The sequence below is a fragment of the Bacillus sp. FJAT-27225 genome (assembly GCF_001685025.1).
GTDB lineage: Bacteria > Bacillota > Bacilli > Bacillales > Cytobacillaceae > Bacillus_D.
This window is the reverse complement of the sequence record NZ_MAYU01000001.1, coordinates 40,996-63,187: the sequence shown is the minus strand read 5'-3', so window position 1 is coordinate 63,187 and position 22,192 is coordinate 40,996. Positions and strand designations below refer to the sequence as shown.

General features: G+C 35.9%; 23 protein-coding genes and 1 pseudogene. 2 read left to right on the top strand and 22 right to left on the bottom strand.

From position 1 onward, the window contains the following. Position 1 precedes the first annotated feature (1 nt). The 12 genes and pseudogenes from A8F94_RS00355 to A8F94_RS00295 all read right to left on the bottom strand — a co-directional run bounded on the left by A8F94_RS00355 (position 2) and on the right by A8F94_RS00295 (position 9,358). The gene (locus A8F94_RS00355) at positions 2–811 is read right to left on the bottom strand and encodes an energy-coupling factor transporter transmembrane component T family protein (protein WP_066193832.1); all 810 of its coding nucleotides are present in this window, start codon (positions 809–811) and stop codon (positions 2–4) included. Between the two features lie 35 nt (positions 812–846). Beyond that, positions 847–1,425 carry a hypothetical protein gene (locus A8F94_RS00350; RefSeq protein ID WP_066193829.1) on the bottom strand — a complete coding sequence of 193 codons (579 nt, stop codon included), beginning with the start codon at positions 1,423–1,425 and terminating at the stop codon, positions 847–849. Between the two features lie 18 nt (positions 1,426–1,443). Continuing rightward, positions 1,444–2,496 (bottom strand): NAD/NADP-dependent octopine/nopaline dehydrogenase family protein, encoded by a 1,053-nt coding sequence (locus A8F94_RS00345; RefSeq protein WP_066193826.1) that lies wholly within the window; start codon positions 2,494–2,496, stop codon positions 1,444–1,446. 15 nt (positions 2,497–2,511) lie between these two features. Beyond that, the gene (locus A8F94_RS00340) at positions 2,512–3,189 is read right to left on the bottom strand and encodes a GntR family transcriptional regulator (RefSeq protein ID WP_066193822.1); all 678 of its coding nucleotides are present in this window, start codon (positions 3,187–3,189) and stop codon (positions 2,512–2,514) included. A 298-nt stretch (positions 3,190–3,487) separates the two neighbouring features. After that, on the bottom strand, positions 3,488–4,396 hold the full coding sequence (locus A8F94_RS00335; RefSeq protein ID WP_066193819.1) for an aminoglycoside phosphotransferase family protein: 909 nt from the start codon (positions 4,394–4,396) through the stop codon (positions 3,488–3,490). Between the two features lie 8 nt (positions 4,397–4,404). After that, positions 4,405–4,793, bottom strand: a pseudogene (locus A8F94_RS00330) (YciI family protein). A gap of 694 nt (positions 4,794–5,487) precedes the next feature. Continuing rightward, on the bottom strand, positions 5,488–5,886 hold the full coding sequence (locus A8F94_RS00320) for a VOC family protein (protein ID WP_066193814.1): 399 nt from the start codon (positions 5,884–5,886) through the stop codon (positions 5,488–5,490). A gap of 298 nt (positions 5,887–6,184) precedes the next feature. Then, a complete protein-coding gene (locus tag A8F94_RS00315; protein ID WP_066193812.1) occupies positions 6,185–6,715 on the bottom strand; it encodes a GNAT family N-acetyltransferase in 531 nt (176 codons plus the stop codon). Positions 6,716–6,850: 135 nt separating this feature from the next. After that, a complete protein-coding gene (locus tag A8F94_RS00310) occupies positions 6,851–7,765 on the bottom strand; it encodes a hypothetical protein (RefSeq protein ID WP_066193810.1) in 915 nt (304 codons plus the stop codon). Positions 7,766–8,261: 496 nt separating this feature from the next. Next, entirely contained in the window at positions 8,262–8,576 is a 315-nt protein-coding gene (locus A8F94_RS00305) for a putative quinol monooxygenase (RefSeq protein ID WP_066193807.1), read from the bottom strand. Positions 8,577–8,765: 189 nt separating this feature from the next. Further along, positions 8,766–9,047 carry a hypothetical protein gene (locus tag A8F94_RS00300; RefSeq protein ID WP_066193804.1) on the bottom strand — a complete coding sequence of 94 codons (282 nt, stop codon included), beginning with the start codon at positions 9,045–9,047 and terminating at the stop codon, positions 8,766–8,768. Positions 9,048–9,157: 110 nt separating this feature from the next. Further along, positions 9,158–9,358, bottom strand: a complete 201-nt coding sequence (locus A8F94_RS00295) for a hypothetical protein (RefSeq protein ID WP_066193803.1) — start codon at positions 9,356–9,358, stop codon at positions 9,158–9,160. Positions 9,359–9,943: 585 nt separating this feature from the next. Here A8F94_RS00295 and A8F94_RS00290 point away from each other — a divergent pair. Both A8F94_RS00290 and A8F94_RS00285 read left to right on the top strand, forming a co-directional pair. Beyond that, on the top strand, positions 9,944–10,552 hold the full coding sequence (locus tag A8F94_RS00290; RefSeq protein ID WP_066193798.1) for a hypothetical protein: 609 nt from the start codon (positions 9,944–9,946) through the stop codon (positions 10,550–10,552). After that, positions 10,533–11,159: a TetR/AcrR family transcriptional regulator gene (locus tag A8F94_RS00285; protein ID WP_066193795.1), complete on the top strand. Its 627-nt coding sequence runs from the start codon at positions 10,533–10,535 to the stop codon at positions 11,157–11,159. Before A8F94_RS00290 ends, A8F94_RS00285 begins: the two co-directional genes overlap by 20 nt. A 198-nt stretch (positions 11,160–11,357) precedes the next feature. On the opposite strand, the gene A8F94_RS00280 is transcribed toward A8F94_RS00285, so the two are convergent. The 10 genes from A8F94_RS00280 to A8F94_RS00235 all read right to left on the bottom strand — a co-directional run bounded on the left by A8F94_RS00280 (position 11,358) and on the right by A8F94_RS00235 (position 22,073). Beyond that, positions 11,358–11,675 carry a hypothetical protein gene (locus A8F94_RS00280; RefSeq protein ID WP_066193793.1) on the bottom strand — a complete coding sequence of 106 codons (318 nt, stop codon included), beginning with the start codon at positions 11,673–11,675 and terminating at the stop codon, positions 11,358–11,360. A gap of 342 nt (positions 11,676–12,017) precedes the next feature. Next, positions 12,018–12,863 carry an AraC family transcriptional regulator gene (locus A8F94_RS00275; RefSeq protein ID WP_066193791.1) on the bottom strand — a complete coding sequence of 282 codons (846 nt, stop codon included), beginning with the start codon at positions 12,861–12,863 and terminating at the stop codon, positions 12,018–12,020. A 226-nt stretch (positions 12,864–13,089) separates the two neighbouring features. Continuing rightward, entirely contained in the window at positions 13,090–13,833 is a 744-nt protein-coding gene (locus tag A8F94_RS00270) for a hypothetical protein (RefSeq protein ID WP_066193789.1), read from the bottom strand. A gap of 367 nt (positions 13,834–14,200) precedes the next feature. Then, positions 14,201–14,698 carry an AAA family ATPase gene (locus A8F94_RS00265; protein WP_066193787.1) on the bottom strand — a complete coding sequence of 166 codons (498 nt, stop codon included), beginning with the start codon at positions 14,696–14,698 and terminating at the stop codon, positions 14,201–14,203. A 165-nt stretch (positions 14,699–14,863) separates the two neighbouring features. Beyond that, positions 14,864–15,436: a GNAT family N-acetyltransferase gene (locus tag A8F94_RS00260; protein ID WP_066193784.1), complete on the bottom strand. Its 573-nt coding sequence runs from the start codon at positions 15,434–15,436 to the stop codon at positions 14,864–14,866. Between the two features lie 295 nt (positions 15,437–15,731). After that, complete coding sequence (gene fabF, locus A8F94_RS00255) at positions 15,732–16,961, bottom strand: beta-ketoacyl-ACP synthase II (RefSeq protein ID WP_066193781.1); 1,230 nt, start codon at positions 16,959–16,961, stop codon at positions 15,732–15,734. Positions 16,962–16,990: 29 nt separating this feature from the next. Continuing rightward, complete coding sequence (locus tag A8F94_RS00250) at positions 16,991–17,419, bottom strand: PaaI family thioesterase (protein WP_077247497.1); 429 nt, start codon at positions 17,417–17,419, stop codon at positions 16,991–16,993. A gap of 705 nt (positions 17,420–18,124) precedes the next feature. Then, positions 18,125–20,056 (bottom strand): serine hydrolase domain-containing protein, encoded by a 1,932-nt coding sequence (locus A8F94_RS00245; protein WP_077247496.1) that lies wholly within the window; start codon positions 20,054–20,056, stop codon positions 18,125–18,127. A 605-nt stretch (positions 20,057–20,661) separates the two neighbouring features. Further along, on the bottom strand, positions 20,662–20,901 hold the full coding sequence (locus A8F94_RS25500) for a hypothetical protein (RefSeq protein ID WP_175384320.1): 240 nt from the start codon (positions 20,899–20,901) through the stop codon (positions 20,662–20,664). 299 nt (positions 20,902–21,200) lie between these two features. Further along, a complete protein-coding gene (locus tag A8F94_RS00235) occupies positions 21,201–22,073 on the bottom strand; it encodes an alpha/beta hydrolase (RefSeq protein WP_175384319.1) in 873 nt (290 codons plus the stop codon). Positions 22,074–22,192 lie beyond the last annotated feature (119 nt).

The window sequence follows — 22,192 nt, the reverse complement described above, 5'->3', positions numbered from 1 at the left end:
ATTAAGCGACTATTGAATTGTTTCCGCCTAGTCCCAGTACATATCTTACATAGAATGCAGCAACAAAGAATAGAATCGCTAATACGATAATAGTAATATCCACTTTTGTGAGTTTCATATCTTGATAGTATTCACGCCAAGCCATTTTACTAAATCCTTTGCTTTCAACAGCAAGACCCATTGTCCTGCTCCTTCTTAACGAGTTTACTAAAAGCGGAAAAGCAGCCAATCTAAAACTGTTCCAACTGCCCTTTATTCCCTTCTTATTTACACCTCGAATCGTTTGAGCATTGGAAATATTCGTGAGCTCTTCGAATACTAAAGGGAAAAAACGCAATGTTCCTAAAAACATGAAGGCAATACTCATAGGAACTTTCATTTTCATTAACCCTTTTGCCAGTAAGGCAGGGTCTGTAGTTGAAATGATGACTATTGTCATAAAACATGGAATCGCAATCCTGTAACCAAGTACTAACCCGGATAATAGCCCAATATCAGTAGCTTGAAGAGATCCGATAGAAAAAAGAACTACTGCATCGGCATGGTTGTAATTATAGAATGTTGAAAAAATCACTGCAGATAGAGCGAGTATAACGATTGTCCCCAGCAAGGGCGCTATAGACTTAATTTTAATCTTGGCAGAAAACCACACCAGCAGACCCAACAGTAAGACCGCTGATAAGTAAAGAGGATCCATAAACAGAAGAGGAATAATAACGAATGCTAATATTAAAATTAGTTTTGTTCTTGGATCTAGCCTATGAACCCAAGTATCTGTATCAAGATTAGAAACAAAATCTATCGCTGCCATATTTCCTGCACACCTCCAAGTAAATCATCAGGTTTCTAACCTATGAGAGCTTTTAATTTTAGTCCAAGCGGTTTCGCAATGACAGCACCGATAATCATTCCAATAATAGAAATTCCAAAAACAATTGCAATTAAGTTAAAAGGAACAGGAATCTGATAAGGATAAAGAATACTCCACCAAACAAAAGCCTCGTAAACAACGTTGTAAATCACTGCAGCTACAACTAAATCTTTTGTGCTGGAATATACATCATCAGGCTTGCTAAAGGATTTACTTCTATTCTTTAAATAGAGTTCAGGTATAATTGGAGCAGCTACGACAAGAATCCAATAAATTGGGAGTTCTCCTTGAAGAAAAAAGTTTATCGCACACCAGGCTGCAGTAAAATACACTGAAGCATAAGGCCTTCTTACAACAACCCAGCATAAAACCAAACAAAATGCACAAAAAAGATAGACAAAAGTATGGTTGAAAGGGAAAACAACTCCTGCAAATTTGAAGAAATACCAAAGAACACGATACAAAACGGCAAAAATAACAATCGTAATTAAATCAACCGCAGTTACCTTTTTATTTAAGACATTAATTCTATTTCCTATCTGTAGTTCGGCCATTTCCTTACCTCCTATTTTTTAAATAACTTGTGTAAGCCCTCTTAAACTAACTATATCTTCTTTCGTTAGGCCTTCAAAATTGACTCCTTCTTTCCTGAAATCTTTATTCATAAGTAATGAGGCTGTATGAATGATTGAATCTGTATAAGGGGTTTCTATCCCCATTTTTCTTCCTAGTTCAGATATAGGAACAAGGCCAAAAGGAATATCTTCAGTCATATACCTGTGATCTAAAGTAGCTGGTGCGCTTGCTTCTGGAAATAATCCCGGTAAAGCTTCATAAAGGGTGGAATAGTCTGTTTCATAAAACTCATTTAACAAGGATAAAACATCTTTTGTTTCTACTAAAAGCAAGTCTGCTAGTCTTCTCCTTTCCTCATCAAGTTTTTCAACATAGGATACTGTTAAAGGAGAAACACCATTTGTATAAAATTTAAACTCCTCCGAAGCATCAATCCTGCTGGCATTAAATAACGTAATTGGGGTATGTATAACAACGTTTGTATTGTTCAATGAAGTTTCAAAAATATTATTGGCTGGTATTAATTGTGGAAATGCTTCTAACAATGATGTCGATATGGAACGATTCTTTGACGTAGGGATAGAGCTGACTTGAACATTATTCTTAATTTTATTGATATAAACTGATCCCTCATTATCAGCTTTACTAACAAATGGCATTGCACTCGTTTCTGCAATCGTAATACTTCTTTCTTCCATGACAGAACCAAGAACTTCTTTACATTCCGCTGCCCCCCAATAACCTGGGAAGATGACAATTGTCTGATTATTTTTTAAGAATGGTTTGAGTTGTCTAAAGATTGGTTTGTGCCCCGAAGAAGTAGTTGTGACAATAATAAATTCTGCATCCTCGATAACCTCATCAATATTGGCAGAAGCTTCAATAGAAACCTTAGCAGAGTACATCCCCTTAAGATTAAGGCCTTGCTGTGTTAGCTTTTCCGCTTTTAAAGGACTTCGACTGTATAGTTTTACCTTCTTTCCATTTAGAGAGAGGTAGCTTGTGATTGCTTGTCCTGTGTTACCAGCTCCAATTACTGCATAAGACATATAATCCCCCCTAGCCTACACATTTTTAATAGCATCTTCATACACTTTTACAATTTTTAAGGCTTGCTCCTTCGAATCCAAAACATGTCTTTTTATTATTAATTCAGCTTTTTCTTTATCTTTTTTAATGATGTAATCAAGAATAATTTCATGCTCATCTGATGTTTTTTTGGTATCAATAAAATGGGCTAATCTTTTATATCTAGTGATACGATCATGGAGCTGGTACAAAATTTTAACAACGGTTTTGTTGTCGCAAAGGTTATATAGAAAAGTGTGGAATTGACTGCCGAAAGGGTTAACATCTTCATGGTTTCCTTCTCTCGATGTTTTCTTTAGCATTGTGACTAAATAGGAAAGATGCATTATTTCTTGCTCTGTAATCTTCTCAATTGCGTTTACAATCACAACTCTTTCTAACATACTACGAACTAAAAATAATTCTTTTACTTCTTGTATTGATACTGGTGCGATTTTCAATCGTCCATTAGATTGCCGGACAACAAATTCCTCTAACTCCAACCTCTGCAGCGCCTCTCTTAGAGGAGTTCGGCTAATCTCCAATTGACTTGCTAATTCATCCTCTATAATAGGTTGACCTGGTTTAAACGAACAATTTATGATTCTTTTTTTTAACTCGGTATAAGCAATATCTTTTGCAGAGATTCTAGCTATCTTTTTTTCCGTAAGCACCCTTTTTCCCTCCTTCCTGTATAATTGAATAATTGTATACAATACTAATTCAGAATATTTACAATGTAAAGAATTTTTTGTCAAATAATTAATCATTTTATTAAAACTTTTGTTTAGTTTTGTAAAACGTTGCATATCCTTAGGGCTCTTAAAAGTAAGGAGAATTACTGAGTATATCTCTAAAACCTTTAAAATTAAATGTTTTCCCTTACTGTTTTAGAAGAATTGTACCTGTTTGTTCCATAAGAAAAAGGAGTGCCTAATGCAACTCCTCTAATTCACTCTAATTCCAGTCTATTCAAATGCTTCCCCGGTTAATAGCTTCTTCTATAGTCTCTAGGTATTCTTCTTCTATTATCTGAATAGTTTTAAATGCTTCTTTTGCTTTTACTTTATCAGTGTTTTTTTGAGCATCATACGTTATCAACGCCTTCCATAGAGCCCATCCTCGTGCCCTATTCCAGGTTCCCTCGTCTAAATTTAGTTCATTCTTAAACACTTTTCTACTCTCATCATCAAAGAAAGTCCAAGCCATTGCTGCATCGCAAGAAGGGTCGCCTACTCCCAGAATGCCAAAATCAATAACAGCAAAGAGCTTTCCATCTTTAACTAGCAAATTCCCAGGTGCTATATCACCGTGTATCCAGACAGGCTTTTGTTGCCATTCAGAATCTAAAGCTAACTGCCATATTTTAATCAACAAATCCTTATTAAAATCCCCCTTGTTGTTCTCAATAGCATTATGGGATTCTTCATTGTAAACAAATAATGAACCACCTCTATAAAAATTATGCTCACCAGCTAAGGGTCCCTCGCTGGAATCGATGGATTGTAATTCTTTTAAAAATACTGCCAAGTCTTTTGCAACATCATTAAGGTTGTCGATAATGTTATAAGAAAGGGGTTCGCCCTCAAGCCACTTATAAATGGACCAGGACCAGGGATATTCTTCGTTCGGATTGCCTTTCGCTATTGGAATCGGAATTGGTAATGAAAGTTTTTCAGCTAAAATCGGAAGCCATTTTTGTTCTTTTTCAACTTGTGGTGCATAACCTGCTGCACTTGGTAACCTAACACTCATATATTCGCCAAGATGAAAAGTTCTATTATCATTTCCACCATTTTTGACGGGCGTAATATTTAAATCAGACCATTCTGGATACTGTTCGTTTATTAATTTTGATACTAAATCTGTATTAATAATCATTAAATAACTCACCCATCCTTTTTCTTATCCTCCGTAAGCTCTGGCACGTCAAATACTTGACGCAATTCTATTTGACCTTCCCCATGTCCTTGCGGGTCCGGCATTCGCATGGCCCACTCGATGGCATCTTCCCTCGACTTCACATCAATTAGAATGAACCCGGCAATCAATTCATCCGATTCCGTAAATGGGCCATGGGTAACCACGGGCTTTTCCTCTGGTTTCGGAAACGAAATGCGAATCCCATTTGAACTTGGATGAAGCCCTTTTGCCATAACCCGCACGCAGCCTCAACTAATTCCTCATTGTACCTCGTCATGGCTTCAATAAGCTCAGAGCTTGGGAGATTTCCAGCTTCTGAATTTTCCGAGGCTTTGACAATCAGCATAAACAGCATATATATTCCTCCTTCTTTATTAGAGGTGCATTAATAACCATATGATGAAATCCCAATTGTTGCACAAACTCTTTCCCGTTCTCTTATTGTTCAATTAGGATTTCAACAAAAAAGTGCTGAATCCTTCTTGGACCCAGCACCATTACGTTACCTGCATTTCTTCACAATTTAAAATGCTATTTTTTAGTTATATCTTAGCATATGGCTGTTTTCTTAAGTATTGTTGTTTTTTGTAGTAGTTGATTTCCGCTCCAGGATTCTCGCTTTCCGCGGGGCAGGCGGTGAGCCTCCTCGTCGCTAAAGCGACTGCGGGGTCTCACTGGCCCGCTTGTCCCGCAGGACGTTGAATAATCTTCTCTGAAAAAGCACCGCAGGAGAAAATGCGTTTTTTGCATTTTCGAACGAGCTCGCACCTTCTGCTCCAATCAACTGAATACTAAACCTTTATCTCTTCTATTAGCAACAAAGTTTGCGAAAACAGACTAGTATATAACCAAGGAATTCCATAAAAGATGATAATTCCTGAAAGAAACGATAGGAATGTGAATTGGCTTATGACATTCGTCAAGAAAAGTACCACTAACGCCACAATGACAAATATCCTCCAATAGAGAATGAATTTTTTCAAAAAACTCTCCCCCTTTTAGTGGAATCGTCCAAGCAGTTCGGTTTATACACTCAAAGGATTTGAATGTTAAACCTCTATTTTACCTAGAATGGTTTCAATTCTTTTATTTTCTTCCTTCTTATCTATGTATTCGAATAAACCAATTCGATTTCCCCAAGGATCAGAAAAAGTGCACCACTTTACTGGGACTTCCTCGCGGGAGAATACTTTAAAATCCTCAACCTTTAAATCACGACCCAGCCTTGACTTTTCCGCTTCTACATCTTTTACAGCCAAGCGAAGAGGTCCGCTGCCTGAGGAAGGTGTTCCTTCAGCTACCTGTAACCAGCATCCAGGTACCACCTCCCATTCCACAAAGCCATCATGCGGAATAAAATCTGGTGCCTTTTTCAAGAATGATTGATACCATTTTTGACCTTCAGTAATATCAGTAACGCGAATTTGATACGTCATTTCAAAAAACAACAAAACCCCTCCCATATAATCATTTTTCTTTTTAACATGATAGATCGTTTAGACATTACAAATTCAACAAAAGGCCGATCCGGGGTTTTATGTAATCAAGAAAGAAACGAAACAGAGTATAATCCTATCTGAATCAACAGGCTGTTATAAAAATACTTTTTAAATCAACCATGTCTTAGGTTTATATGTAAATCGCACACTTTCTTTATGAATAGATTCTTTTGTCCTTTTTCTTCCCTATTGTTCAATTAATTCTTATGAAATAAACTATACTACCTCCTCAATTAACATAAATGGGTCAAACCTCTTTATACATAAGAATGTCATCGGCATAAAATTCCTCATTAAACTTTACTTCTTTTATTTTTCGCCCTTCCTCAACAAATCCCATACTTTTGTAAAGTGAAATCGCCCGTTGATTTGTTGATAATACACCTAAGCTTACTTTTTCAATCAAGGGGTTTTGCTCCGCCCAGTTTAACAGTTCTTTAATTAGCAGTTTGCCAATGCCCTGGTTCCTGTATTCTTTCTTAACCATTGCAGAAAAGGAACCCGTATGAGAAAGTCTTTTCGTATTTTTGGAACGAAAGACAATAAACCCGACAACTTTCTGTTTCATTTCAGCTACAATTAGAGTTTCCCTATCATTCTCTAAGATTTTCTGGAACCAGCTCCTCATTTGCGCAGTGGTTTCTTCGAACTCTTCTATAACCGAAATCATAAATTCGCTTTCTAAAAGAACTTCCCTTTCAAGTTCCAAAAGGGCTTCCGCATCTTTACTATTCCCCGTTCTTAAGGAAACTTGGGGTTTACTTTGCTGCATCAGCATTAGCCTCCCTCTATCAAAAACTTGCGATTCAAATAGGCACCTTGGTTCTTCTTGAATAAGAGTGCCAAATACAGCTGTTTACTTTACAAGCATTTGCTGGCACTTGATCACTCTCAGTATATTGCTTTAACAGTTTCACTCATTAGTAGCATGCTCCAATTGCCTTATAATTGCAGCCAATTGTTTGGTTAGATAAGGTGATACGTTGCCAATTCTAGCTACTTCTTCTAATAGCGGAAAGGTGAGTCCTCCCCATGGACCTAGTGGATCGAATACTTGCCTGCCTATTCGCAAGCCTGCTTTTTCGATATGGTTATTTAATCTTTGCAACCCTTCATTTAGTAGGCTGACTGGGAGCGGTTTGTTCCTACGCTGTGACCACTCTACCAAAAAAAACATTCCCCGCAAGATATCATATTCAAAAAACCTTGGAAAACAAGGATTCAGCCACTCCATATTGACGACGTGTCCACTTTCTTTGGAACATACAAGACTATGTTCTATCAAGTAACGTGCACCTTCATCCAAGAAAACGGATTCCTGCTCTGTGAATGGTCTGTTTGTATACCAAAGGATAGCCTCAAGCGGAGGTAGTGTTGAAACAAAAGAGCTCTTATGAGAATGAGTATAAGCTGTAGGCTCACAGTTCAGTCCTCCATCAGGCAGCTGATGCTTCAGGAACCATTCTCGAATCCAAGGTAGATCCTTATCCAAATCACAGCCATATGCCATCAAAACCATATAATATACGGCAAGCTCACAATGGCAACAGTCCATCTTCATTCTATCGGCTTCACTTGTTGGATAATCATCGGCGTTTATGACGAAGGTTGGCCAAGTTTGAACCTCAAGCAAATATTTTGCTCTGGCAATAGCGGAAGCAGGAATTTGTTTAACCTCCCCCATTTCATAAAGAGTAGCCATATGCCACCACGCCCCATTCCATTTCCTACGTCCGTTTTCGCCACGTTCAATATCAAATTCTGCATTAGATTCAAGAAATCGTATAGATACTTCGATTGCATCATGAATACTTTGATTTGTTTTCATCTTGAAATTCCCCTTATATTTACTATTACAAAATTACTGCTAGTATCAGATTTACATTGTATCAATTACATATAAAAGAACTTTGCCACTTACATAAATGGAATCTATATTTATAAACAATTGCATGAAAGCCTGTATATTGATTAAGTCTGTACCAAATGAGGTTTCGATTGAACAAAGCCATCCGCCTTGTAAATTTTTCTAAAACAAATAGGTTGACCTTATATTCACAGAATATTCCGTTTTATGTTTATCGGCATTAAGTAGCGTTTAGGGGATAAATAATATGCAGTATCTTTGGAAATCCTCAAATTAAAAACTATATTCTTCTTCCACTAACCCGTTTGTTCAATAAGGAGTTCAACAAAAAAGTGCGGTAATCCTTCCTGGATCATCGCACCCACCCGTATATATAAGTACGTTTGTTCACAACCTTTGCTTTGAATAAGAAAAAAGTTGCCACATGACAGCCAGTCCTATATTATGGAGTTTAATTCTAATTAGATGAAATGCCCTTCCCACCTTTTGTTATTAAGGTGCTGATTCTTTCCATACCAGTAATAATTGGTTTCGCACGACTTATTAATGTCTGGGTAGCTTCGAGACTTAGTGACGCTTGATGGGCATCTTCATTAGCCCACACTTCATAAACATAAACAGAACTTGGCTCATTCTCAGAAATATTCACAAGATATATTTCACATTCATCCAGGTTCTTCATTGATTCTCCCGCTTCCAACAGAATATCAACCATTTTTTCTTTTTCGCCTTCTTGTACCATAAACTTGTTAAATAGACTAAATTTGCTCATACCATCCTCCTTAATTATGTCACCTGTTAAGTATTTCTATATCTAAACACGCTTCTCCTATTATTCCCATAAATAAAACTAATCAAATCTTCTTGAGCTAACCTGCCCCGTTCGTTTAATAAGGAATTCAACAAAAAGGTGCTTTAATCCTCCTGGACCATCGCACCCGTTAGCTGAATATATAACTACTTAACTTGCTGTTGTGTTACCTCTTAACTTTAAAAAAGTTTTTACAATAAGTGCAAGGGAAATGAACAAAGTAATAAAACTTGCAACAAAGAAACCAATTGCATATGAAGGAATATTCGCTTCTGGTACTCGGTCATTTATTTCTAATCCTAAAAAGTATACTCCAATGCCATCACCATCCACATTTGTTCCAAGAGACCATAAATCTACTCCTTTGTTGACCATTAGAACAGTAATGAAAGCAAGAAAAATAAAGACTATCCAACTATTAATAGTATTCATTTATACCCCTCTTCACATAAAATATTAGAATATTTTCTCTTTTACCTCAACTACTCGTTGCACGAACCTGTTAGTCATAACTACATTGACCGCAGTGAATGATTATCGATTTAATTATCTTGACGAATGGCAATCCTTGTACTTAAAAAAATAGATATGCCACCCACTAAAAACGCAATTAAGTAAAAAATTCCGAATCCCAAATCGACTCCTTGTGGAACTGAACGATCGACTGATATTCCAAAAATAACTGTTCCTGCAATAATAACTAATCCGATAATTAACAATGCTCCTTTTAAAAACCTTTTCATATTTCTCTTCTCCCCTTTAATCGAACCTTTATAAAATAATACCATAAATAACCAAATGTTTAGTTTAAAAGTTACCGTCGTGTTTCAAAACTAAACTCCCCCGTTTTGTTCAATAAGAAATTCAACTACATTTTATTATTCGTTTGGGAATTCCGACCAGAAAGCCCTCGAAGGAACTTTTCTTTGGCCGTTCTTTATATAGCCCCATCGCCTTATTATTCTCTGTGATAGCAGTTGTATTAGGCATACTTTCTCGGTATTAAGGAATTATTGATTAATGGTAAACTGAGGAACTAGCAATCTGGAATTAACGAAGAAAAGCAATGCGTTTTCATGGATAGAAGGTGTCCTGAATTTTCAGGACACTTTTTTTGAAGAAACTCCGTACCTGGTGATAAAAAGTATGGCGCTAGCAAGCTCTCCTATTATTTTTCACTAAAATCGGACCACCTTTCTATTGTAATACCTCTCATGTCGTTATTTGCCGAACAGAACATGGTGACAAGGAATCATCCTCATCATAAAATTTAATTAACTCCAGTTAATTAATTTACTTGGGTAAAAATATGTTGAGGAGGTACTTCCTTGATCCGTAAACTCGAAGGCGTAACTATTAAGATGTGGCTTATGTTTTTAATTAGTTCACAAGCCATTTACCTGTTCATGCAGACGTATTCCATCCCTAGGATTGTTAAGGAAGCTGGCGGCTTAATGATATTTGATGTTAAGCCGTTGGGCTATAGTTTTACGTATGCGGTTAAATTTCTATCCCGGCTGTCTGAGGAAGGGTATAACGTGTATACGCATGTGCAATTACCGCTGGATTTTTTCTTTCCGTTGCTAAACTGCCTGGCCGGATTGTGTTTGTTCGGTTTGCTTATCCGCTTTTCCCATAAGTTGACCGGGAAATCAGCTCCAACGAGCCATTCCTCTTTTTCAAAAATTGTATTGTCCCTCCCATTGATTGCCATGATCTGTGATTACCTGGAAAACATCTTGATATTCGTAATGCTTACCTATCAATCGGCGGTTCCCAGAGGTATTGTAAATGCGGGAAGTGCTTTTACGATTACAAAGAGCATGGCTACTTCACTTTTTTATAGTCTGGCCATCATAATTTTTATCTTAAGCTGTGTGTCCTGGATAAGAAAACAGAGAAAGAAGGAATCTATTCGTGGAACATTTTGGGGTTAGGGAAAAAAAGGCTGCACTTTTGAAAGTATCGATACTTGAAGAAATGATAAAGCTTCTGGAATTTAAAAATCTAAATGACATTACCGTTGATGAATTGTGTACGAACGTCAATACGACCAAAGTAACGTTTTTTAACTACTTCCATTACAAGGAACAAGTGCTGGACTATTTTGTACGAAAATGGCTTTATGACAGAAGCTTTGACACCCACTGCAAACGTTATTCGGGAGAGGAAGGTTTGTATCACGTTTTTCAAACGATTTGCGAAGATTTTATACCTGGCAAAAAAATCATGGTTTCCCTCATCCATTATTATAGTAAGCTCACTGAGAAACCTGCCGCCATCGAGCTTTCATCTTATGAATATTACTTATTTAATGCAAAAGCATTCGAGCAAAAGGTCAAGCCCCTGAACTTGCAAGAGGTATTTATCTACTATCTCTCGGAGATACCGTCCATCCACTCCTCCAGATACACTGACGTTGTCGTTCAATTACTTGCTTTAATGTATGGTGTCCCAATTCAAACTCATATTATGGAGCTGAATGATATGTATCCTTTCTATCAGAGAGGCCTCTATAGCATTTTACGTGGAAATTGCACGTAGGTCTCAAGGTACACAGAAACTTAATCTAGATTCCGTTCGAGTAAGAAAAAGTGGATTTTATCCTTATTGGATAAGCCCACTGATTATTGCAATAAGGAAAACGTTATGCGGACTTGTAGTATTGGATTTCAATACACCTAGTATTCCTTCACTTTACAACATCTTGGTATTCAACTATTCTCCGTCGAATAAGAACTTTTAATTCATTATTTGGTTTAGAACATCTCCTTCACCATTCTTGTCCACAGATTCCAAAACTATTTTGTTTTGACCGTTCAAGAAGTAATAGTATGTATAGGAATCTCCTTTAATCGTAACAGAAACCATCCAATTTTTATCACCTGATAAATTCGCTATAAAAGGTTGTATCGTTATGGTTTCCTCTGGAAGGTTTTTGTTAACCGTTAAATATTCAAAAACTGCCTTTTCGGTAGAAATCAATTTATATTGAACATAACCAATAACGATAACTATCACACCTACTAAACCCAATAAAATCGTTAAGAATTTTTTCAATTTATCACCCCCAAAAATGAATTTATAGTGTAATTTTACACCTTATACAACTTTTTGTCACCATGATTTTCCAATAACATTGCAAAAAAAGCAGCTCAGTTTTTAGATTTTGAGCTGCTCTATATATAATTTATCTCTAACATTATATTCAACTAAACTAAACGGTTTGTTTAAGCACATTCACTACAAGCATTTTTCAATAATGTGCTTTTCCACGTTTGTTCAATAAGGAGTTCAACAAAAAATGCGTTAATCCTGCTTGATCAACGCACCTGTTTGTTTAAGTATAATTTTTTACAATCGATATTCTAATTTAAGTTTTGTAAAAAAGGAGAATAAAACTTATTTTGGAATTACGGGCACCCAAAGTTCGTTTCTTGGTTTATGCTTGGGTGGATAATAACATTCGATACAAGGTATATCCGCCAGTTCATATCCAGAAGTCGGAACCCATTCTGTGTATAATCGTTTCCAAGCATTCACTATACCTGGAAATACAGCCCAGGTCCTGTGAGTTATAGAGAGTATTTCCATATCACTTGGAATCTCTTTATTATATCTGACACCCATAAAATATGTAAATTCTTCATCCATAATGGCTGCCTCTTTTCCACAAACGCCCAAAAGACTTTCAAGTGTGCATTTTGGTTCTTCCCAGGACATATCAATCAATTGTTGCATAAATCCATCTTTTTTGGCACTACTCCAAAGCGTGGGAATTGTTTTAAAGGCTCTACTCGTTTTGACTGCCTTACCTTTACCTGCAACTTTTAGATCAAAATCAAGATTCTCAATTCGATACTCCATTTCGGTATCCCCTTTTATCGAAATTTGAAAGGAAATTCTAGGAAAGGCTTTTAATTTTACCCCTTGGTTACGAGCTTCGGAAGGTTTAACTCCATGCGTCTTTTGAAAAGCACGGGAAAAAGAATCAGGGGACTCATAGCCATATTTTAAGGCTACGTCTATAATTCGGATGTCACTTTTTTGAATATCAAATGCAGCAAGGGTTAAGCGTCTCCGTCTGATATATTCAGATAGGGATATTCCAGAAATAGATGAAAACATCCTTGAAAAATGATACTCGGAACTATGAGCTACTTGTGCAATTTTTTTATAATTTATATCCTCCTCCAGATTGTTTTCAATGTAATCCAAAGCACTATTCATTCTATCTATCCAATCCATTACTCCTCTCCTTCTACTTATTAAATTTTACAAGAAAAGGTATTTGTTTACCCGACATTTCCTGCACAAATATGTCGGATTATTTCAATACCACTGACTTAATTCTATTTCCTTCAGAAATTTCCTTGTTATGCCAACCTGCATCATAAATGATGAGGAATTCAACAAAAGGCGTTAATCCTTCCTGGACAACGCAAAAGAAAACTGCCCTGTTAATACGATTTTTCTAACGAGCCATTTGTTCTAAATATGGTTGTAAATATTCTTCGCAATACCTTTTGCCGTCAAAAAAATTGGATACTGAATCTATATTATTCTCCAAATAAACCACACTTTGAAATTCAGGTTTTTCACCTTTTAGCAGAAGTTCTTCTGTAAAATGTTTATAGCTTTCAATTAATTCATAGGAGGTTATTTTTAATTTAATGTGATACAGAACTACTATGAAATCAAATGTTCCACCTGTTTTAATAAAAACTGGTGTACACTTTTCAATCTTATTAGCTTCATAAATCCCTAACTCTTCAGCAAGTTCACGTAAAACATTTTCTTTAAGATCGAAATAATCATCTTTCTTATCATTCCAACTCAACCCACCACCCACACACTGAAACCTTCCAGGGTACGCCGTATGATTACCCATTTCACCAAAGACAAATTTTGAATCATTTGTTTCAACTAATCCAGCTCCAAATACAACTTTACACCCTTCATCATCTGTAATACGGTTTCTAACAGTATGTAAATAGTGAGCATAATCGGTACAGTTAATCACTATCTTGTACGAGTTCTGCTCTTCAATAATACTTTGAACATTAAAAACTTCTCCCCTATGAAATGCGTTTTGTTGGTTAATTTCTTCCCAAAAATCTTCTACTTCTTTCCTTCGTTTTGAGGATAATTCGACAATCGTATTAGAATAAAGAATTTCTACATCCTTTGTTAGTTCTATCAATTGAATCGGTTTCATTTTTGCCCCCGAAAATAAATTTTGAATCAGAAATTCATTAATTATCCGGTACCGTTTGTTTAATAAGGACTTCAACAAAAAGGCGGTTAATCCTTCTTGATCCAATGCACTCGTTCGATTAAGTACACTTTTTTCACAAACTAAAGTTTATTACAGGAATACCGCCCCTATACTTGAACAAAATAAAAGCTTTACTCCATTATTGAAGTAAAGCACCCGATAGTTTAAGTGTACCACTTCGCAAAGTTACATCGATTTTAACATATATACATTGAAACTTTTCTTACTCACACATTTCATTTTATATCATATAGAGCACCTCCCAGAAAAAAAGGTACTCTATACACACGATTCATTGAACTCCTTGTTATTCTTTTCCGCTAAACTCTAAAATATTTAAACCCTCGGATGCCTCTGGTGCTTCAAAAAATTTAGTAACATGTATAAACACCGCTTCCGTGTCAAAAGCTGCTCTTTCAGGTTGTTCTTTACGCCTTTGTGCAATTTGACGTAAGCATTGCTCGTTATTTAAATTAAGGAAAATTAGTTGATGGCTTGCATTGACCTCTGACGCGATATCCAAAAACCACTTTCGCAGTTTCTGAGTGTTAGCTGGAAAATCCATCACTACATCTGTACCGACACTTAATATGTTTTGGACATGCTTTTTCACCAATGGTTTAAGCTGAACAGAGAATTTTAGATAGTCATCAAATGAAACAATTTGATTGGGATAAAGAGATGAAAGCCATTCATCCTCAGACAACAGTACCGCATGTTTATCTATCGCCAATTGTTTTGATTTAGTTGATTTTCCAGCTCCCATTTTTCCACAGAAAAAGTATAGCGTCCCTAATTGTTTCATATTTTTGACCCCCGAGCTTATTTTAGTTTAAACTTTTTACTTCGTTAGTTCCCATAGACATTCTCCTCTTATTAATATTTAGACGTTAAGATTTATATCGAATTTACTTACTTATTGTACTAATTTTCTTTACTTTGGCTCTTACAAATCATTGATTCGAAATAACTATCTTTTATTAATGAGAAAAAACTCTTCGCTTATTATTGAATACATTTTTAAATCTTGATGTTTTCCTTTGGCGAGCAGTCCTTTTCTAATGACTCCTTCAAAGGACATCTTTGCCTTTTCCATCACGCGTGCCGAACCGATATTTTCTAAGTAACATCTTGCTTGAATACGAACTAAGTTCATATTGTTAAAGCCGAACTTTATTACTTCACTTGCGGCTTCTGTGGCAAATCCCATTCCCCAATAATCCTTGGATAGAGCATATCCGATTTCAGCTACTTTATGTTGTGTATCCCATATGACAAATTCAATCGTACCAATCAATTTTCTGTTTTCTTTATATTCGATACCCCAATGAACCAAATTCTTATTTTCCCATTGATTTATTACCCGTTCAATTGTCTCCTTTGTTTCTTCTAAAGAATTGTGAGCGTTCCAAGAAGCGTACTTTGGCACTTCCTCATTAGAACAGTATGAATACATATCTTCTATATCATCTAAAGTTATCTTTCTAAGTTTAAGTCTTTCGGTTTCTAAGTTCGGAAAATCGCTAAATATTTTATCAATCATTAAAAACCATCCTCCGATTTGTACTATATTTCTCTTCGAAAGGTACAATTTCCTTCTTTCACTAAACTGCCCCTAGTTCAATAAGATAAAAGAGTTCCCTAACCGGCCCATGTTCATAAGCTAAAGGATCTTTAGTTTAAGTAAACATTTAACAAAATAAATTAGTTGTGCGGAGAAAGATAAATAGTATTTATGATTAATCATCTAATGGTTTTCAAATCAAAGTGAATTCAGTTATTTCCGTTATTGTGTGAGTTCCGGACTTTTATATAATTCCAAAATTTTAATCTTTATTTTAAAACTTCTTAAATACTAATACAGCGTTATGACCTCCAAAACCAAAACCATTTGAAAGGGCATAATTTATCTTACAATCCACTGAGTGGTTTGGTACATAATCTAAATCACATTCTTCATCGAAATGTTCATAATTAATTGTAGGAGGTGCAATATTTTCCAAGATACTTTTTATAGTAATGATTGCTTCCACCCCACCAGCAGCACCAAATAGATGACCTGTCATTGATTTTGTCGAACTAACCTTTAGAGCATATGCATGGTCACCGAATACACTTTTTATTGCTTTCGTTTCCGATTTATCACCTTCTGGAGTGCTGGTTCCATGAGCATTTATATAATCAACATCACCATGATTAATTTCAGCCATTTCTATTGCGAGATTCATTGCTCTAAATGCACCCTGAAAATCTGGTGAAGTAATATGATAAGCATCAGTTGTTGACCCATATCCGATAATTTCTCCAAGAATAGTTGCCCCTCTATTTTTTGCATGCTCATATTCTTCAAGTAGTAAAATTCCAGCTCCTTCAGACATTACGAAACCATCACGATTTTTATCAAAAGGTCTACTAGCTGCTGTTGGAAAATCATTATTTGTTGACATCGCTTGCATTCTTGAAAAACCTGAATAGGCTAATGGATTAATTGGTGCTTCTGCCCCACCTGCTAAAATGGCATCTGAATAACCATGACGTATGTTCAAAAACGCCTCTCCAATTGCATGATTTCCAGTTGCACATGCAGAAACAGGAGCAAAACTAGTTCCTTTGAATCCTGTTTTTATTGAAATGATTCCAACCGCCATATTACTAATCATCATAGGTACCATAAAAGGAGAAACTTTTCTCGGTCCTTTTTCTAGAAGTGTTTTATGATTCTCTAGTACAGTGTCTATACCACCAATACCCGAACCAATGAAAACTCCACATCGATTAGCATCGAAATCCCCAATTGTTAATTTTGATTGATCCAATGCTTGTTTTGATGCTGCATATGCATATTGAACAAATTTGTCATACTTTCCTAACTCTTTTTTATCAAAATAATTTTCAGGAAAAAATCCTTCGACATAACCACCTATTTTAGTACTAATACCTTCATAGCTCTCAAATTCAACCTTTTTAATTCCTGATTTCGAAGCCTTTATATTATTCCATAAAGTTTCTACATCACTACCTAAACATGAAACGGCACCATATCCAGTTATCACAACTCTACGAGTCATTGAAATCCCTCCTAAAATAAAGCTAAAGATTATCTGTTCTTTGCATTTCTCCCTTTTAAAGTCATACAAGTAGAACTTGCTTTAGCAACCAATGACATATCTTCATCATAAATTGAGCATTCAATAAGACCTATGGTACTTCCTTTTTTCACTACAACAGCATGGGCTTTTATGGTTGTCTTCCATATGGGTTTTAAGTAGTTGATTTTCAATTCGACTGTTGTGAAAGTTTCATGTTCATTCAACAATGTAGCATATGCAACTCCCATTGCTGCATCTGCCAAATCACATAGAATACCTCCATGTACAGTTCCCATCGGATTGAAATGAACTTCCTCTGTCGTTAATTTAAATACGGACTCTCCATTCTTAACTTCTACTGGCTCAAATCCAATTAATTTTGCCACAGGAGGGACTGAAATTTCCATATTGGCATTTAATTTAATCGTGTTCTCCATCATCTATCTCCCTTTACTAATTTGTGCATTCTACGTTTCAAGTACAACCTTAAACACTAACTACTGGAGAAATGCCAGAAAACCCAAGCGGCATCGTTATTGCTAATAGTCCTGCTTTTTTTAATTCAATATAAGTCGGTTTGCATAAAAGGTGTTAACACACCATAAGCCATTTGCTAAGCCAGTATTCGATATAACCAATAAGAAACCCACCATTAGCTGAGCCTATACATCCCTTCTTTTGCTTGCTAAACATTTCACCAAAGAGACCAAACGGTCTTTTGTTTTTCAAAAAAAATAATATAAATAAAAGAATTAGAAAAGAATTGCTTTTATCAGAATGATTACCATGTCTAAATATCGCTTATCCTTATAGAATCTGCTGAGGGCCAATGTTCCTTCCATGGAAGTAAGAAAACACTGCCATCTGTTCAGTTTCAACATGTTTTTCAATCATTTTGACTCATTCCAAACTCCCAATCCATTGTTAAATGTTACACTTCAACTTCCAATGAAGGTTAGTTGAAGTGTGTTGTTTAAATTGTGTTCAACAATCGGGACGGATTGCAAAAGATTGTACTTAAATGAGTTAGGCTGGATTAACGGGAATTATTAAGATTCGACTATGCAAGCACTTACATTATCCGTATGAATAACTCCGTACACGTATACTGTAAAGGTCCTTCACAATCAAATTAAACAAGTCTAACTATAAAACTGCCAAACGATCAACAGGAAGATGAGAATAAGGAACATGACCATTGATAATTTATAATAGAATTTTTGTGATTTAGTTATCTCTGTTTTTCGTCCTTTTACCAGCATTAAGACAATCGATACGACACCTAAAGCAGTTAATCCATAATTTATCATAATATGTCCTACAATTTCTGAATAACCCCGTAAACTTACCATAAGCATTCTAGCTACCAATATGAAATTGTTTATGACGATTGCTGTCCCTGTTAAAATTAAAATGCTATTCCACCTTTGCAGAGGTGATGCAGGATGTTTCTTTCTTCTCCGCCGGATTCCCTGGAAAAGTAAAATAAAAGGCGAAATGATTAAATACAAAACACAAAGGATCGCTAATATTAAATGAATAATCAGAAATGGCGTCGATTTCCATGTGGATACCGGCAAATAATCTGAAGTGGAGGCGGAAATTTGCGTTACTTTCCCATTTTTCACATGAAAGTAAATGGGCCCTATAGTAGAAAATATCGTATCACCTTTTATTTTTTTATATACATAAGGACTTGTTTGAATGTAATTGGCGTTTAAGCCCAACGCGTTCAATTGGATTTCACGATCACTAACAGCGGTAATTTTTAATGAAAGCAATTCGTAATAGAAGTTTAGAAAACCATGATACGTTCTTTGGGCAGGCGTATACGTTCCCTCAAGTTCTGAGGCATCTGGCATGTTTTCATTTGAAACTGCAACAGATACAGGCTCCTCCCCGACCAATTCCTTCGTTAAGCCGTAGCGAATATCCACTTCTCCTGATTGATTTGTCAGTATAATAACAGCAAAGTTATCCTCCGGAACAATATGGAAGTTACTAGAGAAAGCCTCCGTATTCCCTCTGTGTGTAAGGCCTCTCTTTTGACCCGCGTATTCCCAAAATCCATGGGCATTTCCGGGTATGTTATCATTAGCACTGTAGCTTTGAGTTAGGAATTCATCCAACGTCTCCTTTTTTTGAAACAGTGGGGATGACTCCCCTTCCTTCAGCATTAACGCTGATGCAAATTTAGCTAAATCTTCAGCATTTCCATTTATTGCACCACTCGGATACATTGATATATATAACGCATTGGATTCGTTAAATTGTGATGGCCCCCCCGGTTTATACCCTGTAGCCTTGTTCTCTAACAGCTTCTTATTGTCACTAAGCTTCGGATGTATTGAGGCATTTTGGCTGCCTATTTTTGAAAAAATATGTTCCGAAACATATTGATAAAAGTCCTGTCCGGTGAGACGCTCAATTATATATGCTGCAAGAGAGGCACTGAAGTTAGAATACGCTACAACTTCACCAGGTTTATACACCTGTATTGGTTCTGCCAGCTTTAATCCTTCTTCTAAGGACTTGACCTTATCCGGTGATGAATAGCCTAACTCAAAGATATAATCTTCGAATCCAGCAGTATGGTGCATCAAGTCTAACATTGTAATAGGAGAATCATATTTCAACTTTGTCAAAAATCCCTCTGGCAAATATTTGCGAATATCTTCATTTAAGTCGATTTTCCCTTGCTCCACCATCTGCATGACAGATGTCCAGACAAATAGTTTACTAATTGACCCCCATTCAAACACAGTTTTCTGGGGATCAACAGGGATATTTTTTTCAATATCAGCATCCCCATACCCCTTAGACAAAACAATTTGATTATCTTTTAAAATGACAATTGCTGCCCCTGATGTTGTTTTTCCAATATAGTCTTTCATATAATTGTCAACAAAACCTTCCAGGTCAGAGATCGGAATTCCTGAAGGGGTCGTATTTTCCGATTTAGAGATTGGTGCCTTCGCAGCCCATGAAGTTACGGGCCATGAAAAAAAAATAGAACCCAATACAATCATACTCAAAACAATAGAAACAATCTTTTTTCTCACAAGTGTGCGCAAGCTAATAATCCCCCTAAATCTACTATCTAGATTTCCCCTGCCAATGAACAGCCATAGACAAAGTTATTCACAAATTTGAGCCTTCTTAATTTAGAAAAAATGCTTTTTTACTCTCTTCATCAAGGGAATAGTGAAAATATATTTATTTATTAATGACCATCCATCAAATTTTTGTACATTTGTCCGAAGGGTTCCAGAGGCATTTTCATTTGTACATAATTAACTATTTCTACGTTATTTTCTTTTTATCTCCAATTCGAGCAATGAGTTTTAACCTCTATCTCTAATATAAAACATAAACCATCTTTCTCTTTATATTGATAGTTCATACCTTAAACCTCCCTCCAAATTGATTGTTATTATCCTTATCTTAGGTTCTCTTTGAAAATGATTCAGTCCCTTGACTTTAATACGGTTGCAAAAAATATAAGTTTCAAATTTTAGGAAAATTTTCTAGAATATTACAATTCGACAAGTATTTTCGTACTTAGAATCCTCCGAAGATACTTACAAGAATCCTTTTTTTTAACTATGACGCGATAACATGAAAGAACTTTTGACGTACTTTTGTAACTGACTACCCTTTTTGAGACAGGAAACCCCTTTTATGCAGCCAATTTACGGTATTTAACCGGTGATTGGCTGTATAGTTTCGTTTGAAGGATTTTATCATAATAAGTAATGTTTTCTTCGGAGATTTGTATCACACATGCATACGTTGTGCGATTTCCCGCTAAAGATAATGACTTGCCTATTATTACATCATGCATATAAATTGTATTCATCGCGGCCACAAAAAAGAATTTTCCATTGAATTGATGAAGGGACCGATGATTAATAGCCATACTTTTTTCTGTATCCTTTGTTCCTCTAAATAACCTGCACTTCCAATAGTTAACTGTTCTAATAATAGAAGTGCAGGATAGAATGACTGCATTTGAAGTGTCTTTTGTCGACAATCTGAAACAGGTAAGAATGTCTTGTCTTACGAAAAATGTATACTGTATTGCACGGATAGCAGCGACATAGCCTCCTGGACCTGCACCAATAACCAATGTATCTACTTTGTTCCCCTTTCATGAACTAATCCCGTATCTTGGTGTTAAATGATTAAAAATGATTTATAAAAATCATAGGCTTTTTTTCAATCTTGTTGAGCCGTAAAATTCTTCTGAAAGAAAGGTAGTACCTGCTTCCAATATTGTGGATCTGTTTCTGAGTTTCGATGACCTTGACTTTCCACATAAATATGCGGAACATCTACATTTCTCACAATATAATCTAATTCAGAAGAAGGAATAAAGTCATCCTTATTCGAGTGAATCAAAAGAACAGCTGATTTTGTATTTTTGAGAGCTTGAGGTACATCAAACTCCTTTATCTCTTTTCTTGTTATTCCCGCTCTTATAAACATTAATTTAGCTATCATTGGTCCTAATGGGTAATAGGGCAGCTTATAGCTCTTTAATGCTGCCTTTATGATCGTACTGATTTGGACAGGAATAGAATCAGCAACCACTGCTTTTATTCCAATGTCCTCTTTTATTGCTAATACACTACCAAAACCACCAAGCGAATGAGCTAAAATGCCAATCCGAGTTGGATCAATTTCATTTCTTGATTTAGCATAATGGATCGCAGCGATGACGTCATCCCGGAAAATTTTCACTGTAGGAGCCTTAACATTATCGCTTTCTCCATGACTTCTTACATCAAATAGCAATAAGGCGTATCCCTGTTCGTAAAGAGGCTTTACATATCGTTTCATTTTTGCCCGGTTAGACCCCCAACCATGAACCAAAATAATTAGAGGGCTTTTTTGTTCACTCGAATTTGCTGGGATAAACCACCCGGTTACTTGATCCTTACCACTTTTAAAACTTACATTCTCATAAGGGAAATCTGGTGTGATATCCACTGGATATTTTCTAGGAGTTTGGCTTTTTGTAGTGAGTTTCCAAACAATTGCAACTAACGAAACTAAGAAGATGAAACAGGCCCAAAATATTATAAGCACGTAATTCACTCCTTTGTAAATTCAGCATTTTAAAATAAGAAACCAAACGGTCTCTTTTTATCCAAAAAAATTTATGAACAAAATAGTTATCAATACGTTCTATATAATTTTTTAATCAC

Excerpts from the sequence above, each read along its gene's own strand:
- A8F94_RS00310 (WP_066193810.1), bottom strand. The coding sequence starts at position 7,765 with ATGAAAACAAATCAAAGTATTCATGATGCAATCGAAGTATCTATACGA.
- A8F94_RS00350 (WP_066193829.1), bottom strand. The coding sequence starts at position 1,425 with ATGGCCGAACTACAGATAGGAAATAGAATTAATGTCTTAAATAAAAAG.
- A8F94_RS00250 (WP_077247497.1), bottom strand. The coding sequence starts at position 17,419 with ATGGAGAACACGATTAAATTAAATGCCAATATGGAAATTTCAGTCCCT.
- A8F94_RS00300 (WP_066193804.1), bottom strand. The coding sequence starts at position 9,047 with ATGAATACTATTAATAGTTGGATAGTCTTTATTTTTCTTGCTTTCATT.
- A8F94_RS25500 (WP_175384320.1), bottom strand. The coding sequence starts at position 20,901 with ATGGCTATTAATCATCGGTCCCTTCATCAATTCAATGGAAAATTCTTT.
- A8F94_RS00355 (WP_066193832.1), bottom strand. The coding sequence starts at position 811 with ATGGCAGCGATAGATTTTGTTTCTAATCTTGATACAGATACTTGGGTT.
- A8F94_RS00315 (WP_066193812.1), bottom strand. The coding sequence starts at position 6,715 with ATGCTGATGCAGCAAAGTAAACCCCAAGTTTCCTTAAGAACGGGGAAT.
- A8F94_RS00270 (WP_066193789.1), bottom strand. The coding sequence starts at position 13,833 with ATGAAACCGATTCAATTGATAGAACTAACAAAGGATGTAGAAATTCTT.
- A8F94_RS00275 (WP_066193791.1), bottom strand. The coding sequence starts at position 12,863 with ATGGATTGGATAGATAGAATGAATAGTGCTTTGGATTACATTGAAAAC.
- A8F94_RS00345 (WP_066193826.1), bottom strand. The coding sequence starts at position 2,496 with ATGTCTTATGCAGTAATTGGAGCTGGTAACACAGGACAAGCAATCACA.
- A8F94_RS00260 (WP_066193784.1), bottom strand. The coding sequence starts at position 15,436 with ATGATTGATAAAATATTTAGCGATTTTCCGAACTTAGAAACCGAAAGA.
- A8F94_RS00265 (WP_066193787.1), bottom strand. The coding sequence starts at position 14,698 with ATGAAACAATTAGGGACGCTATACTTTTTCTGTGGAAAAATGGGAGCT.
- A8F94_RS00295 (WP_066193803.1), bottom strand. The coding sequence starts at position 9,358 with ATGAAAAGGTTTTTAAAAGGAGCATTGTTAATTATCGGATTAGTTATT.
- A8F94_RS00305 (WP_066193807.1), bottom strand. The coding sequence starts at position 8,576 with ATGAGCAAATTTAGTCTATTTAACAAGTTTATGGTACAAGAAGGCGAA.
- A8F94_RS00335 (WP_066193819.1), bottom strand. The coding sequence starts at position 4,396 with ATGATTATTAATACAGATTTAGTATCAAAATTAATAAACGAACAGTAT.
- fabF (WP_066193781.1), bottom strand. The coding sequence starts at position 16,961 with ATGACTCGTAGAGTTGTGATAACTGGATATGGTGCCGTTTCATGTTTA.